General features: G+C 60.9%; 14 protein-coding genes. 6 read left to right on the top strand and 8 right to left on the bottom strand.

Annotated elements, in window-relative coordinates; all coding sequences use genetic code 11:
* Positions 1-73: 73 nt before the first annotated feature.
* Both FHX09_RS04455 and FHX09_RS04450 read right to left on the bottom strand, forming a co-directional pair.
* Entirely contained in the window at positions 74-1,228 is a 1,155-nt protein-coding gene (locus FHX09_RS04455; RefSeq protein WP_132589118.1) for a GGDEF domain-containing protein, read from the bottom strand.
* 17 nt (positions 1,229-1,245) lie between these two features.
* Positions 1,246-2,343: a serine hydrolase gene (locus tag FHX09_RS04450; RefSeq protein ID WP_348649156.1), complete on the bottom strand. Its 1,098-nt coding sequence runs from the start codon at positions 2,341-2,343 to the stop codon at positions 1,246-1,248.
* 663 nt (positions 2,344-3,006) lie between these two features.
* On the opposite strand from FHX09_RS04450, the gene FHX09_RS30285 reads away from it, so the two are divergent.
* Positions 3,007-3,141 (top strand): hypothetical protein, encoded by a 135-nt coding sequence (locus FHX09_RS30285; RefSeq protein ID WP_007802883.1) that lies wholly within the window; start codon positions 3,007-3,009, stop codon positions 3,139-3,141.
* 128 nt (positions 3,142-3,269) lie between these two features.
* On the opposite strand, the gene FHX09_RS04445 is transcribed toward FHX09_RS30285, so the two are convergent.
* Together FHX09_RS04445 and odc2 are read right to left on the bottom strand one after the other, a co-directional pair.
* Positions 3,270-3,860: an N-acetyltransferase gene (locus FHX09_RS04445; RefSeq protein ID WP_132589116.1), complete on the bottom strand. Its 591-nt coding sequence runs from the start codon at positions 3,858-3,860 to the stop codon at positions 3,270-3,272.
* 88 nt (positions 3,861-3,948) lie between these two features.
* Positions 3,949-5,082: an ornithine/lysine decarboxylase gene (gene odc2 / locus FHX09_RS04440; RefSeq protein ID WP_007802889.1), complete on the bottom strand. Its 1,134-nt coding sequence runs from the start codon at positions 5,080-5,082 to the stop codon at positions 3,949-3,951.
* A 568-nt stretch (positions 5,083-5,650) separates the two neighbouring features.
* Here odc2 and FHX09_RS04435 point away from each other — a divergent pair.
* The 3 genes from FHX09_RS04435 (at position 5,651) to FHX09_RS04425 (ending at position 8,349) form a co-directional block, all read left to right on the top strand.
* Positions 5,651-6,544, top strand: a complete 894-nt coding sequence (locus FHX09_RS04435) for a LysR family transcriptional regulator (protein ID WP_132589115.1) — start codon at positions 5,651-5,653, stop codon at positions 6,542-6,544.
* Positions 6,545-6,634: 90 nt separating this feature from the next.
* Positions 6,635-7,276 (top strand): DUF1007 family protein, encoded by a 642-nt coding sequence (locus FHX09_RS04430; protein ID WP_132589114.1) that lies wholly within the window; start codon positions 6,635-6,637, stop codon positions 7,274-7,276.
* Positions 7,277-7,329: 53 nt separating this feature from the next.
* A complete protein-coding gene (locus tag FHX09_RS04425; protein ID WP_245505428.1) occupies positions 7,330-8,349 on the top strand; it encodes a nickel/cobalt transporter in 1,020 nt (339 codons plus the stop codon).
* A gap of 16 nt (positions 8,350-8,365) precedes the next feature.
* On the opposite strand, the gene FHX09_RS04420 is transcribed toward FHX09_RS04425, so the two are convergent.
* The 4 genes from FHX09_RS04420 to FHX09_RS04405 all read right to left on the bottom strand — a co-directional run bounded on the left by FHX09_RS04420 (position 8,366) and on the right by FHX09_RS04405 (position 10,801).
* Positions 8,366-8,581: a hypothetical protein gene (locus FHX09_RS04420; protein ID WP_007802896.1), complete on the bottom strand. Its 216-nt coding sequence runs from the start codon at positions 8,579-8,581 to the stop codon at positions 8,366-8,368.
* Entirely contained in the window at positions 8,578-9,273 is a 696-nt protein-coding gene (locus FHX09_RS04415; RefSeq protein WP_007802898.1) for a GNAT family protein, read from the bottom strand. Before FHX09_RS04415 ends, FHX09_RS04420 begins: the two co-directional genes overlap by 4 nt.
* A gap of 70 nt (positions 9,274-9,343) precedes the next feature.
* Entirely contained in the window at positions 9,344-10,054 is a 711-nt protein-coding gene (locus FHX09_RS04410) for a tellurite resistance TerB family protein (RefSeq protein ID WP_132589112.1), read from the bottom strand.
* Between the two features lie 108 nt (positions 10,055-10,162).
* Positions 10,163-10,801, bottom strand: coding sequence for a 2-dehydro-3-deoxy-phosphogluconate aldolase (locus FHX09_RS04405; protein ID WP_007802903.1), 639 nt, complete (start codon positions 10,799-10,801; stop codon positions 10,163-10,165).
* 155 nt (positions 10,802-10,956) lie between these two features.
* On the opposite strand from FHX09_RS04405, the gene FHX09_RS04400 reads away from it, so the two are divergent.
* Complete coding sequence (locus FHX09_RS04400) at positions 10,957-11,445, top strand: CYTH domain-containing protein (RefSeq protein WP_132589111.1); 489 nt, start codon at positions 10,957-10,959, stop codon at positions 11,443-11,445.
* A complete protein-coding gene (locus FHX09_RS04395; RefSeq protein WP_132589110.1) occupies positions 11,423-12,331 on the top strand; it encodes a CHAD domain-containing protein in 909 nt (302 codons plus the stop codon). Before FHX09_RS04400 ends, FHX09_RS04395 begins: the two co-directional genes overlap by 23 nt.
* The last annotated feature ends 28 nt before the right edge of the window (positions 12,332-12,359 follow it).

Genomic DNA, 12,359 nt, shown 5'->3' with positions numbered 1-12,359 from the left:
TAGCCGAGGCTCCGCAAGGGCAGTGGTGCCTCGTCACCTTTTGCGAAGAGGCCTCGCCGCCACCGCACACTGCTCAGGCGGCCTGCTCACCCTCCGACGCTTCGACGCGGTTTCGGCCCCGGCGTTTGGAAGCATATAGCGCCTCATCCGCCTTTCGCAGAAGCTGTTCGAAATCGACATCTGTCTCGCCAGAAGTGGCAACGCCGATGCTGAGGGTCGGAAAGACTGTCAGCCCCGGGACCTGCCCAACGGCCGCTGAAAACGCCAGCCTCATGCTTTCGGCGGTCTGCACCGCCTCGGCATCGGTTATGTCCTTCAGAACGGCCAGGAACTCGTCGCCGCCCTGACGGGACAGCAGATCGCTGGGCCGCAACATCGTCTGCGCCACTCGGGCAAAGAGCCGCAATATGTCGTCGCCCAACACATGGCCGTGTTGGTCGTTCAACTGTTTGAAATTGTCGATATCGATGGCGAGCAGCGCAAACGACTGCGCTCGCTTGAATGGCAGGCGTTGGGCCAGACCGCCGCGATTGAGCGCGCCGGTCAGCGGATCACGATGCGCCAGATCGATGAGCTTGTTCCTGCTGCGCTCGGCGGCCATCAGGACAATCACGACGCTGCGCAGAGCGAAGAAGACCACCGCCGTGGCACCCATCCATCCATGAACAACACTATCGCCGAAGGCGCCCGGTCCGGCGATCTGGCCGGATGCCGCAAACAGACTACGAGCCAGGAAGATCGCCGCGGTCGGCGCATAGAGCCAGGCAAGCAGCCCGGCCGAGAACAGCTTCTCGCGCCGGTGAATGGCGGCGCCTTCCCGCAAGATCGCAAGATCACAGAGGCAGCATACGATTGAAACATAGAAGATACGGGCTGACACCGTGGCGGGATCGACCGTGAAAAGCAGAACGGGCAAGCTGACGCCGGCAACGGCAAGCGCACAGTAGCGTTTGTCGACAAGCCGCTCCGCAAAAACGCGAACGGAAACGAATGTCAGGAGGTAACCGGCGATTGTCACGACGTTGCCGACGTCAAGGGAGACGAACGAGGGAACGAAATTCCGCAGCGAAACGCACAAGGAGCCAATACCGATCAGGAGATTGCTGATGCCCCACCATGCCGGCCAGCGTCCAAAGCGGCCGGTCCCATACGCCGCGAGATGCACGCTACCGAGCACGAGGCATGTCATGGCCGAAACGACGTAGATCGTTCTCAGGTCCAGTATCATTTCGGGCGCTCTCCAACCTATGGCCGGCGCACCTTATAACCGCGCTGTTGAATTTTGTTTTTACAGCTCGCTCGCTTTTTAACGATGGGCCGAAATCGCTCATTCAGGTTGGGCGACTGGCTGCAATAATCTCGGCCAAAAAGGCCGTGCAGGGCATCCCGGTAGCCGGTGCGTGCGGACGGGCCGCTCTCGTCCGATGTCATCACGACCGTCATGCCAAATGAGGGCACGATGTAGAGCATCTGGCCGCCGTAACCCCAGGCGAAGTGGACCTCTTCGCCGCCGATCTGCCGCGAGAACCAGCCGTAGCCATAGTCGTCGCCGGAGAAGCGGGAATTGGTGCGGTGCTGCCACGACTGCGCGATCCAGTCCGCCGGTACCACCTGCGTGCCGTCAGCCGTCCTGCCGCCGTTGCGGTAGAGCTCGCCGAAAGCCAGCAGCGAGCGAGCCGTCATCGCCATCTGATTGCCGCCGAGATAGATACCCTGCGGATCCCGCTCCCACGCGCCGATTCGGAAACCGTCGACCGGCCCGAGCCATTCGCGAGCCAGAGCCAACGTCGATTTCCCGCCGACCTTCGTCAGAATCGCCGAGAGAAGGTGAGTGGAAGCGGTCGAATAGAGCATCTGACCGCCGGGCTCGTCGTCGAAAGGCTGGGCAAGTGCGAAACGCACCCAATTGCGCGAGGCGACCCAGCGGCCGTAGTTCGGACCTGACAGACGACCAAGCCCCGCCTGCATGGAGAGCAGGTTGCCGATGGTAATCTGGTTGAGCCGCGGATCGGGATCGGCAGGCAGGTCGGCTTTCAGAATGGATGCAATCTTCTGCTCCGGCCCTGCGAGCAGCCCCTTGTCGATTGCAATGCCGACGAGGCTGGAGACAATCGACTTGGACGCGGACTTGATGTTGACGGATTCGCTCGCCGTGTGGCCGCGATAGCCTTGCTCCGCGACAGTCCGCCCATCCCTGGCGACGATCACCGTCTTCAGCGGTTTCAAATCCGCGCGTGACGATAACCTCCCGAGGAGAACCGCCGTCCGGTCATTCTCCGGCTGCGCGACGGCAGCAAATGGGGACAGCAGAAGAACGACGAAAAAAGCGAGGCGCGTGATCATCCCGCTGAACTAGCGTAGGCGCGCCGCGAAATCATCGCTCGCCCGGCGCGGCTCACGCGGACGTGAAAGTTTATGGTCGGCCGCCGTCGGCGATCGCGAAGCGACACTGCAGGCATAGCCGCGTTCACGGGGCAAGCCGAAGTGCCGCGTTGAGCCATTGCTCCGCGACGGCAACCCAACGGGATGGGCAGACGGCTGAGGTATTGCTGTATGATGTGTCAGGCTGCTCCGCCTGCCCGACCGCATCCGGCTTGCCGGCTTGACCAGCACGGGCAGGAACGTCTCCCGACCTGGCTTCTCCGGCTGGATTACCCGCCCCGACGGCGTGAGACCCACCTTCTGCGGCCGCCGTCGAGCGCAGAAATATGAACGGTGGACGCACGGTTCATGAACCCGGCTCCCTGCCCGACGACAAGCCGATCATAGATCAGCCTGCACCGCGCGCGGAAAACTTCTGCCGAAATTTTCATCTAAATGATTGAAATAATTGCAGATCCATGAGAACAAACCATGAATACAATACTCACCGCGCCGAAACTCAGGTGTTGCTAAAATATCATTAATTTTAGCTCTCACAGTTTTTTGTTCATCTGGCGTTCAGAAAACTCTTTGGAAAGCCACTTTTTGAGCCCACATTGAACTCCTGAGAATAGGAGTGCATGAATGATTCTAAGGGCCACTGCCGCAGCGACTATATTCGCGGTCTATGCTTTCACGATGTTCTTCATCGCCGCTATACCTGAAAATGTCGTTCAGACTGCCGGAACACAATTGATCGACGCAAGCGTCGTGAAGTGATCGAAGCCTAAGGGGGCAAGCAGTCGTAAAAGTTTAGGCTACGCGTTCGCCGGTCTTCCGGCGCCTCTAAACTTGATTTCCGAAACCGGGAAAAAAGGCCTCTCCCCGTCGGGGAGAGGCTGTGCCGATCACGCCGCCCTGCGGACCGGCGCGCTTGCCAGCATCCGTCCCGAGGGAACGATCATGCCGGCAGCACCGTCAAGCCAGCCTTCGGTGAGCTCCAGCGCCAGGAAGCGCGAGCGTTCGAAGGGACCCGGCATGACGAGATGTTGAGCCTTCTCGGCAAAAAAGCCGAACCGCTCGTAGTAAGGGGCATCGCCGACGAGCAGGATCGCACCGTGCCCACGGTTTTTCGCTTCCAGAACGGCAGCGCGCATCAGCGCCGAGCCGACGCCCTTGCCTTCGAAGCTGGAATCGACTGCCAGCGGTCCGAGCAGCAATGCATTGATCGGCGCGCCCTCGGCATTGACGCCAGCCTCGACATTCCACAGACGCACGGTGCCGATGACATGGCCGTCACGATCACGCGCAACCAGCGCCAGACCTTCCGCCGGAACGCGACCGCGGCGGATCTTCTCCGACGACTTCTTGCGACGGTTCGGGCCCATGACGCGATCGAGCAAATTCTCGCGCGCCACGACATCGCCGGCATTCTCGGCGTCGATGGTGAAAACAGAAGGCGCAAAGAATGCGCGGACAGCATCAAGAACAGCGGCCATCGTGGCCTCCCGTACCCAAAACCGTTATGAGCGGCGATTGATATGAATTGTGAGAGTGCCGCCCCGGCTGGTTACGGGGCGAGCTCCATTAGATGACGTAGGCCTTCAGCGGCTCGAAGCCGTTGAACGCGACCGCCGAGTAGGTGGTCGTGTAGGCGCCGGTGCCCTCGATCAGGATCTCGTCGCCGATCGAAAGAGAGATCGGCAGCGGATAGAGATTCTTTTCATACAGCACGTCGGCCGAATCGCAGGTCGGGCCGGCAATTACGCAAGGCTCCATTTCGTCGCCGTCGCGCTCGGTGCGGATCGGGTAGCGAATGGCTTCGTCCATCGTTTCGGCGAGACCGCCGAACTTGCCGATGTCGAGGAACACCCAGCGGGCAGCGTCGTTGTCCGACTTCTTCGAGATCAGCACGACTTCCGTCTTGATGACACCGGCGTTGCCGACCATGCCGCGACCCGGCTCGATGATCGTCTTCGGAATCTGGTTGCCGAAGTGATCACGCAGGCTCTGGTAGATCGCACGACCGTAAGCTTCCGCCGACGGAACGTCGCGCAGATACTTGGTCGGGAAGCCGCCGCCCATGTTGACCATCTGCAGGTGGATACCCTGCTTGGCCAGCTGAACGAAGACGCGCTTGGCATCGGAAAGCGCCGCATCCCAGGCATCGACCTTGGTCATCTGCGAGCCGACATGGAACGATACGCCGTAGGACTCGAGGCCCAGCTGGTGCGCGTAGACAAGAACGTCGACGGCCATCTGCGGCACGCAGCCGAACTTGCGCGATAGCGGCCATTCAGCACCTTCGCCATCCGTCAGAACGCGGCAGAACACGCGGGCGCCGGGAGCGGCACGCGAGATCTTCTCGACTTCCTCGTGGCTGTCGACCGCAAAGAGGCTGATGCCGAGCGCATGCGCGCGGGCAACGTCGCGTTCCTTCTTGATCGTATTGCCGTAAGAAATACGGGCAGCGGTCGCACCGGCGTTGAGCGCCATTTCGATTTCAGCGACAGACGCGCAATCGAAGTTGGAACCCATGTCGGCGAGCAGCTTCAGGACCTCAGGAGCCGGGTTTGCCTTGACGGCATAGTAGATCGCGCTGTCCGGCATCGCATGGCGGAAAGCAGAGAAGTTGTCGCGCACGACGTCGAGGTCGACCACGAGGCAGGGACCATCGGGACGTCGGGTTGCGAGAAAGTCGCGGATGCGCTGGGTGGTCATATCAATCCCTCTTCCAATTCCAGAGCTCCGGGAAACCCGGAGGACAAAGGGCAACCAATCACTCGCATAGGAACCAGCCGGTGGAGACCCCGGAACCTTAGCAAGCGCTTGGATCGCGCAAATGATGAATCAACGCCGCATAAGCGACATGGATCCGGCTTTGTCTGCCATGGATTGGAGGGAGAATCCCAACCGCACTTCCGGCAATGAAGGTGTGCCTCTTCAGTAACCCCCGCTGATGGAAAGCAGGGAGAGAACAAAAAGGCCCGCACCGTCGTTGCTTCAGGCGTCCTCGCATTTTCCGGTTGGCCGGAATAGCGACTGGAGGGGTTAATTCCAGGTACCTTACCGATTTCCTCACCAATTCGAGGGTTCGGCGGACACCCATGGGCACGTGCGACTTTGGGCTGACCACGAGATAGGAATATTCACCGTCATAATCAAGCGGTTTTTTCGCATCTCCCGGCAGAAAATAATTGAACAATACACCGCAATTTGTTCAACGTGGTGAAACGGCAAGCAAGCAATTGATTTGACTGCCGGTTCGACGCGCTCGGAGACATCAGCCATGGACACACTCACCCGCATCCGCGCCTTCATCGATGTCGTTGAAGCAGAAGGCTTTTCGGCCGCGGCGCGGCGCACCGGCCGTTCCAAGGCGCTGCTGTCCAAATACGTGCGTGAATTGGAGGACGAACTCGGTGCCCTGCTGCTGAACCGCACCACCCGCCAGTTCTCCATGACCGAAGCCGGTCACACCTACTATCGTACTGCTTCCGATATCCTCAAGGAGATCGACAACCTCGCCGATCTCGTGCGCGAGAATAATGCGCAATTGAAAGGCCGGTTGAAGATCTCGGTGCCACGCACCTTTGTCGATGCCGATGTCGGACAATCGCTGATCGATTTCGCCAAGGAAAACCCCGATCTCGCCCTCGATATCGCGGCCGACGACAGGTTCGTCGATCTGATCGAGGAAGGCTTCGACGTCGCGATCCGCGTGACCAAGCTCGAGGACTCTGGCATGATCGCCCGCAAGATTTCGGATTTCCGCGTCCATCTTTGCGCAACGTCAGATTTCATAGAGCGTCATCCCGATCTCGCCCACCCCTCGGATCTCTCGAACGTCCCCTTCATCATCGACACCAACTCGCGCAGTCAGGGCAGCATCCGTTTCTACAATCCGGACAACAGCTCCTTCGCGGTTGCCGTCGCCGGCCCCATGGAAGTCAACAGCCCGCATGCGACGCTGCGCGCGGCGCTTGCCGGCATTGGCGTTGCGCTGATCCCTGATTTCATCGCCCGCAAGCCGATCGAAGACGGAGAGCTGGTGACGCTGTTCAACGATTACATTCCGACCGATCGCGGCATCTATGCCGTTTATCCGCACCGGCGCTATCTGCCGGCCAAGGTGCGAATCTTCGTCGATTATCTTCACAATTGGTTCAGGAAGCACCCCTGATCGGCCGGGCGCTCCGCGCTGGTCCCAATTCCGTCCCATTTTCTGGCGAGGAATCACGGTGAACAACGGGATCCCCCAGCAAGAGCACGCATGAAGAAATCGACATTCCTGATGGCGTCGCTCCTGTCGCTTCTGCCAGCCGCCGCCTTTGCACACCCGCACGTGTTCGTCGAGGCGCGGCTGGAGGTCGTCGCCGACGATGACGGCAATGTTGCCGAACTGCGCAACGTCTGGCGCTTCGACGAGGTCTTCTCGTCATCCGTCGTGATGGATTTCGACAAGAACACTGACCTGAAGCTCGATCCGAACGAACTGGCCGAGGTCGGCAAGACCGTGCGGGATTCTCTGGTCGACTACGACTACTACATGAACCTCACGATGAACGGTAAGAACATCAAGGTGGGGAAGCCCGATCTGATCCATGTGGATTACAAGCAGGGCCAGCTCCTGATGTTCTTCGCGGTCAAGCCAGCGGAAAAAATGCCGCTCAAGGGCCGCCTGACCTTCGGCGTCTACGACCCGACGCTCTATACGTCGATCGACTTTCCGAGCGACAACGAGCTGGTCCTGGCCGGAGACAGCTTCAAGAGCTGCAAGCACCAGGTCGTTCGCCCGGATGCAGACCAGGTGATCGCCGAGAACAAGCAGTCCCTAACCGACGCTTTCTTCAACGATCCGACGGGGACGAACATGTCTAAGCTCTTTGCGACGCGACTGGACGTGACATGCTGAGGCACCGCCTTCGGCCGCTTGCCCTGGAAATAGCACTCGCGCTCATCGCGGGCATGGCCGTTGCACATGCGCAGTCGCCGCTCGGCATCGGCACGTCGGAACCGAGCTTCCAGCCGACCGGCGGCCCGCTGGCACCGATTCTACTCTATGTGAACGCGCAGCAGCAGGCCTTCTATCGCGCGCTGACGGGCGCGCTCCGCGCCATGCGCGAGGATTCGTGGCATCTCTGGATACTGATCGGCCTCTCCTTCGCCTATGGCGTCTTTCATGCCGCCGGGCCCGGACACGGCAAGGCCGTCATCTCTTCCTACATGATCGCCAACGAAATCGAGCTGAGGCGGGGCGTATCGATCTCCTTCGTGTCCGCCTTCCTCCAGGGAGTGGTCGCAATCGCGCTGGTCGGCGGAGCGTGGTTGGTGCTGCGCGGCACCGGCGTTACCCTAACGGCAGCGACGCAGGCGATGGAGATCGCCAGCTTCATCATGGTCACCCTCTTCGGGTGCTGGCTGCTGTTTCGCAAACTGCGCGGGATCATCGGCGGCATGCCACGCCGCGAGGTTATGACAACCTCCTCCGGCCCCGTCAGCATGATGCTGGACTGGAAGGAGAATGAGGAACAAAAGCAGGGCTCGAGCTACGCCTTCGGCGAGGCAGACGCGCTCAAGGCCGGACACAAATTCATTGCAGGCATGGCCTGCGAGACCTGTGGCCAATCACACATGCCAGACCCCTCCCTACTTGGCGCGGAAAAGTTCAATATCCGGGAAGCCTGGTCGGCCATCATCGCGGTCGGCCTGCGCCCATGCTCCGGCGCGCTGCTGGTAATGACCTTCTCGCTGCTGAACGGCCTCTATCTCGGCGGGGTCCTGTCGGTGATCGCGATGTCGTTCGGCACCGCTGTAACAGTCGCACTCCTGGCAACGCTCGCCGTTGCCGCCAAGGGCACGGCGATGCGGCTCGCAGGCCGAGGCTCTGCCGCCTCGACCTGGATCGGCAATACGATAGAAATTCTAGGCGCCCTGCTGGTGATTGCCATGGGCGCGCTGCTGCTCGGCGCCTCGCTGCAGAGCTAGTCAAACGCCTGCAGCGCTACTTGCCGCGCCGGCGCTGATAGCGTGCTCTCAGCCAGAAGACAACGAAGAAGGCAAGGATCAGGCAGGCGCCGACGCCAGCCGCCAGATAAGGTGAGTAGCTGCCGAGTGCGAGCACAATGGTCGGCATGAAATAGAGGACCAGGCCAGCCGCCACGAGGATGATGGCCGCCGCAATCGCCTGCGAACGGCCTTCCGATTTCGGAGCCGTCATGCGGCTGATTCCTTGCTGATCTCGGCGCGGATCTCCTCCAGCCGGCGCTTCTGCTTGCCGTCCGGATCGAAATTGTCAGGCGACAGCCAGGCCTCGAACGCTGCGTTCAGGACGGGCCATTCGGAATCGATCATCGAAAACCACGCCGTATCGCGATTTCGGCCCTTGGAGATCATATGCTGGCGAAACACGCCTTCGAAGGTGAAACCGTAGCGGGCCGCCGTCGTTTTGCTCGCCTCGTTCAGATTATCGCACTTCCACTCGTAGCGCCGGTAGCCGAGTGCCTCGAAGATATGCTTCGCCATGAGATAGTGAACTTCCGTGGAGAGCGGCGAGCGCTTCATGTCGGGACCGTGCGCGACGCCGCCGACCTCGATCACGCCATTGGCCGGATCGGCCCGCATGTAGTTCGCCATGCCGACGATCTTGCCGGAGCTGTTGTCACGGAAGATGTGCGTCAGCCAGCCCGATTTGGAGTAGACCGAATGAAGCCAGTTGGCGAAATCATCCATCCCGGTGAAATCGGGCTGCGCAAAATAACGCAGCAGCGGGTTGATGCCCATGCCGCCGAGGCCATCCCACAGCGCTTGCAGATGCTGCTCGCGGACATAGGGTTCGACGGTGACAAAACGCCCCTTGAGGGTCACCGGCCGGGGTTCCGGGCAACCCTTGAAATTCGATAGATCGCGCATGCGCTCCTCCAGATAAGGAGACATGGCTTAGGCCAGCCGTCCGGGAAAGGCAACTGGCCGTTTGATACGCTTACAAACCAACCTTGGCAGAGGAAACCGTCGCCTCGATGTGGTCGACCAGCGCATCCGGAAGACCGAGGCGACCGGCCAGCAGATCGAGGTAGCCGCGCTCGGCGCGCGAATCCGGCTCGATGGTCAGCCGCGAGGCGGTGTAGAGCTCCACCCGTTGCTCCTCGGTGACGGCGGCTGCGACCAGCGCATCGATATCCGTCGGCTGCGACAGCTCCCGTTCGACGAAGATGGCAGCTTCACCACTGACATCCGCGGCCTTGACCTTGTCGAGAATGAGGGCGCGTTCGCCGTCGTCGATATGGCCGTCGGCCTTTGCCGCCGCGATCATGGCGCGGATGAGAACGAGCACGAATTCGTTGCTTTGCGCAGGCGAGGCCGCACCGAACCCCGACTCGGCGGGCGGCGGCAGCACAGCCGTCTTTGGCGGCGGCGCATCGGATGGCGTCGCCGGTGCCTGCCCTGCCTGATAGTTCTTGTAGGCCTGGTAGCCGAGACCCGCGATCGCGGCGAGACCGCCGATAGCAAGCGCATTGCCGGCCATGCTGCGGCCGGTCTTGGTCCCCAGAAGCACGGTTGCCAGCGCGCCTGCCTTCCACGGATTGTCCTTGGCCATCTGGACCGCGTCACCCGCCCGGTCCCGGACAGAACCGCCGACACCCGGCACCTGCGAACCCAAGAACTGCTCAAGAAGCTTCTTCGCGTCGAACATTCCTCATCATCTCCCTGTCTAGAGGCCAGAGGGGAGATAGGTATCGGCAGCGAAAATACCAAATGCAGGTGGAGCATCCGCCTGCATTGAACGCAGTTTTCTCCGAAATCAGCCCTTCAACGCTGCCGCTTCCGACGCGAGCTTGGTGATGCCGGCCCAATCGCCAGCGGCGATCAGTTCCTTCGGCGCAACCCAGGAGCCGCCGACGCAGATGACGTTCGGCAGCGACAGGTAGTCCATCGCGTTCTTCAGCGAGATGCCGCCCGTCGGGCAGAAAACGGTGCCGGCGAGCGGCGAGGACAGTGCCTTGAGATAGGCGGCGCCACCGGCCTGCTCTGCCGGGAAGAACTTCAGGACCTGATAGCCTTCTTCGCGCAGCGCCATGACTTCGCTGGCGGTCGCAGCACCCGGCAGCAGGGGAACGGACGAAGCGCTTGCGGCATCGAGCAGTTCCTGCGTCGCGCCGGGGCTGACGATGAACTTCGAGCCGGCAGCGACCGCGGCGTCCCAATGAGCGGCATTGAGGATGGTGCCGGCTCCGACCTCGGCGCCTTCGACCTCGTCGGCAACGGCGCGGACGGCATCGAGTGCGGCCGACGTGCGCATGGTGATCTCGATTGCCTTCAGACCGCCTGCGACAAGGGCACGCGCCAGCAAAACGGCGGACTTGACGTCGTCGACGATCAGGACCGGGACAACAGGCTGGAGTTTCAGGATGGAAAGGAGCTTTTCTGTCTTCTCGCCCATGGCCGCGTGATCCTTTTGAACCGATTGAATTCGGGACCGAAATAACCCTAAGGGTAAGCTTTGTCGAGCCGAAACCCTTCTTTGGAATAGAATGGGTACCCATGGCGATAAAATTGGGCTAGCGTAATAAAATCGTCACACAAGGTTCACCGGGAATGGCGAAAGAAATCGAGCGGAAGTTTCTGGTGCACAGCGATGCCTGGCGCTCTGGAGCGGAGACGAAATCCCTTTTAAAACAAGGCTATATCGCCTCGATGGATGATCGGTCCGTGCGCGTGCGCGTGCTCGACAACGTGAAGGCACGGTTGACGGTCAAGATCGGCCGCAGCACGATGACCCGCGAGGAATTCGAATACGATATCCCCGTCGCCGACGCCGAACAGTTGCTTGACGACGCGATCGGCATCATCATCGAGAAAACCCGTTATCGCGTCCCCCACGGCGGTTTTGTCTGGGAGGTTGACGTGTTTGCCGGACAGCACCGTGGCTTGGTGATCGCCGAAGTGGAGATGCGCTCGGAGAGCGACAACCCCGCGCTGCCTTCATGGATCGGCCGCGAGGTGACAGGAGATTTCCGCTATTCAAACCAGGCGCTTGCCACTGAATACGAGCACGATCGGCATGCCCTTTCGCATACGGCCTGACCACAGTTTCACTGCAGAGTTCAGGAAGGCCGCTGCCGGCCAGCTTTCTCATGCGATCCGTACGCTTGAAGAAAGACCAGAGGGCAAGCACGAGGCGATCCACGCTTTTCGCAAAAACCTGAAGCGTGTGCGCTCCCTTTATCGCCTGGTGGCCAGCGAAGTCTCGGCGTTTCGCGAACACGAGAACGCTCGGCTTCGTGATGTAGCGATGTCTCTTTCGGCGATCCGAGATGCGACAGCGCTGATCGAAACCGCCGCCTACCTGAAGAAAAACGCCCGCAACATAGGAGAGGCGAAAGCACTTGGCCGCATTGTCGCAGCACTGGAAAGCCGGCGCGACCACATGGCCGACGCCGAGGTGGATATCGACAGGAAGCTCACTAAAGCGCCGGAGGTGCTGAGGGACGCCATTGCAGCGCTGGAAGAGGTCCACTTCAACGGCGGCCCGCGTCGGAATGCACAGCTTGTCGCCAGGGGCTGGGGCAAGACAACGCTGAAGGCGAGGAAAGCCATCGAGCATTGCCAGGCCGAGGCCTCAGCGGAAGCCTTTCACACATTGCGCAAGCGGGCACAGGACTACCGGGCATACCATCGGCTGCTTCGGCCGCTTTGGCCGGCAGCGATGAAGGCGAAATACGAGGTGACGAGCAGCCTGATCGATCTGCTCGGTCATATCCATGACCTCGACGTGCTCTGCGCATTGGTGGAGGCCGAGCCGCAACATTTTCCCAATGCCGACGATCTCGCGCGCCTGCTCGATGCGGTCATCTTCCGCCAGCAGGAGGACCGACATGCGGCACTGGAACGGGCAGAGGACGCCTTCGCCGATGATCCGCAGGAGGAAGCGGACCGGATCGAATTGCTCTGGCGAGCTCAGGTGAGCTGAAACGCCCCAATTGCGCAGACGGCCCGAA

The sequence above is a fragment of the Rhizobium sp. BK538 genome, from assembly GCF_014197575.1.
Classification (GTDB): Bacteria; Pseudomonadota; Alphaproteobacteria; order Rhizobiales; family Rhizobiaceae; genus Rhizobium.
This window is presented reverse-complemented; position numbering and strand designations above follow the sequence as displayed.

Bases quoted from the DNA above. Each gene is read 5' to 3' on its own strand.
- FHX09_RS04455 (WP_132589118.1), bottom strand. From the start codon at position 1,228: ATGATACTGGACCTGAGAACGATCTACGTCGTTTCGGCCATGACATGC.
- FHX09_RS04450 (WP_348649156.1), bottom strand. From the start codon at position 2,343: ATGATCACGCGCCTCGCTTTTTTCGTCGTTCTTCTGCTGTCCCCATTT.
- FHX09_RS30285 (WP_007802883.1), top strand. From the start codon at position 3,007: ATGATTCTAAGGGCCACTGCCGCAGCGACTATATTCGCGGTCTATGCT.
- FHX09_RS04445 (WP_132589116.1), bottom strand. From the start codon at position 3,860: ATGGCCGCTGTTCTTGATGCTGTCCGCGCATTCTTTGCGCCTTCTGTT.
- odc2 (WP_007802889.1), bottom strand. From the start codon at position 5,082: ATGACCACCCAGCGCATCCGCGACTTTCTCGCAACCCGACGTCCCGAT.
- FHX09_RS04435 (WP_132589115.1), top strand. From the start codon at position 5,651: ATGGACACACTCACCCGCATCCGCGCCTTCATCGATGTCGTTGAAGCA.
- FHX09_RS04430 (WP_132589114.1), top strand. From the start codon at position 6,635: ATGAAGAAATCGACATTCCTGATGGCGTCGCTCCTGTCGCTTCTGCCA.
- FHX09_RS04425 (WP_245505428.1), top strand. From the start codon at position 7,330: ATGGCCGTTGCACATGCGCAGTCGCCGCTCGGCATCGGCACGTCGGAA.
- FHX09_RS04420 (WP_007802896.1), bottom strand. From the start codon at position 8,581: ATGACGGCTCCGAAATCGGAAGGCCGTTCGCAGGCGATTGCGGCGGCC.
- FHX09_RS04415 (WP_007802898.1), bottom strand. From the start codon at position 9,273: ATGCGCGATCTATCGAATTTCAAGGGTTGCCCGGAACCCCGGCCGGTG.
- FHX09_RS04410 (WP_132589112.1), bottom strand. From the start codon at position 10,054: ATGTTCGACGCGAAGAAGCTTCTTGAGCAGTTCTTGGGTTCGCAGGTG.
- FHX09_RS04405 (WP_007802903.1), bottom strand. From the start codon at position 10,801: ATGGGCGAGAAGACAGAAAAGCTCCTTTCCATCCTGAAACTCCAGCCT.
- FHX09_RS04400 (WP_132589111.1), top strand. From the start codon at position 10,957: ATGGCGAAAGAAATCGAGCGGAAGTTTCTGGTGCACAGCGATGCCTGG.
- FHX09_RS04395 (WP_132589110.1), top strand. From the start codon at position 11,423: ATGCCCTTTCGCATACGGCCTGACCACAGTTTCACTGCAGAGTTCAGG.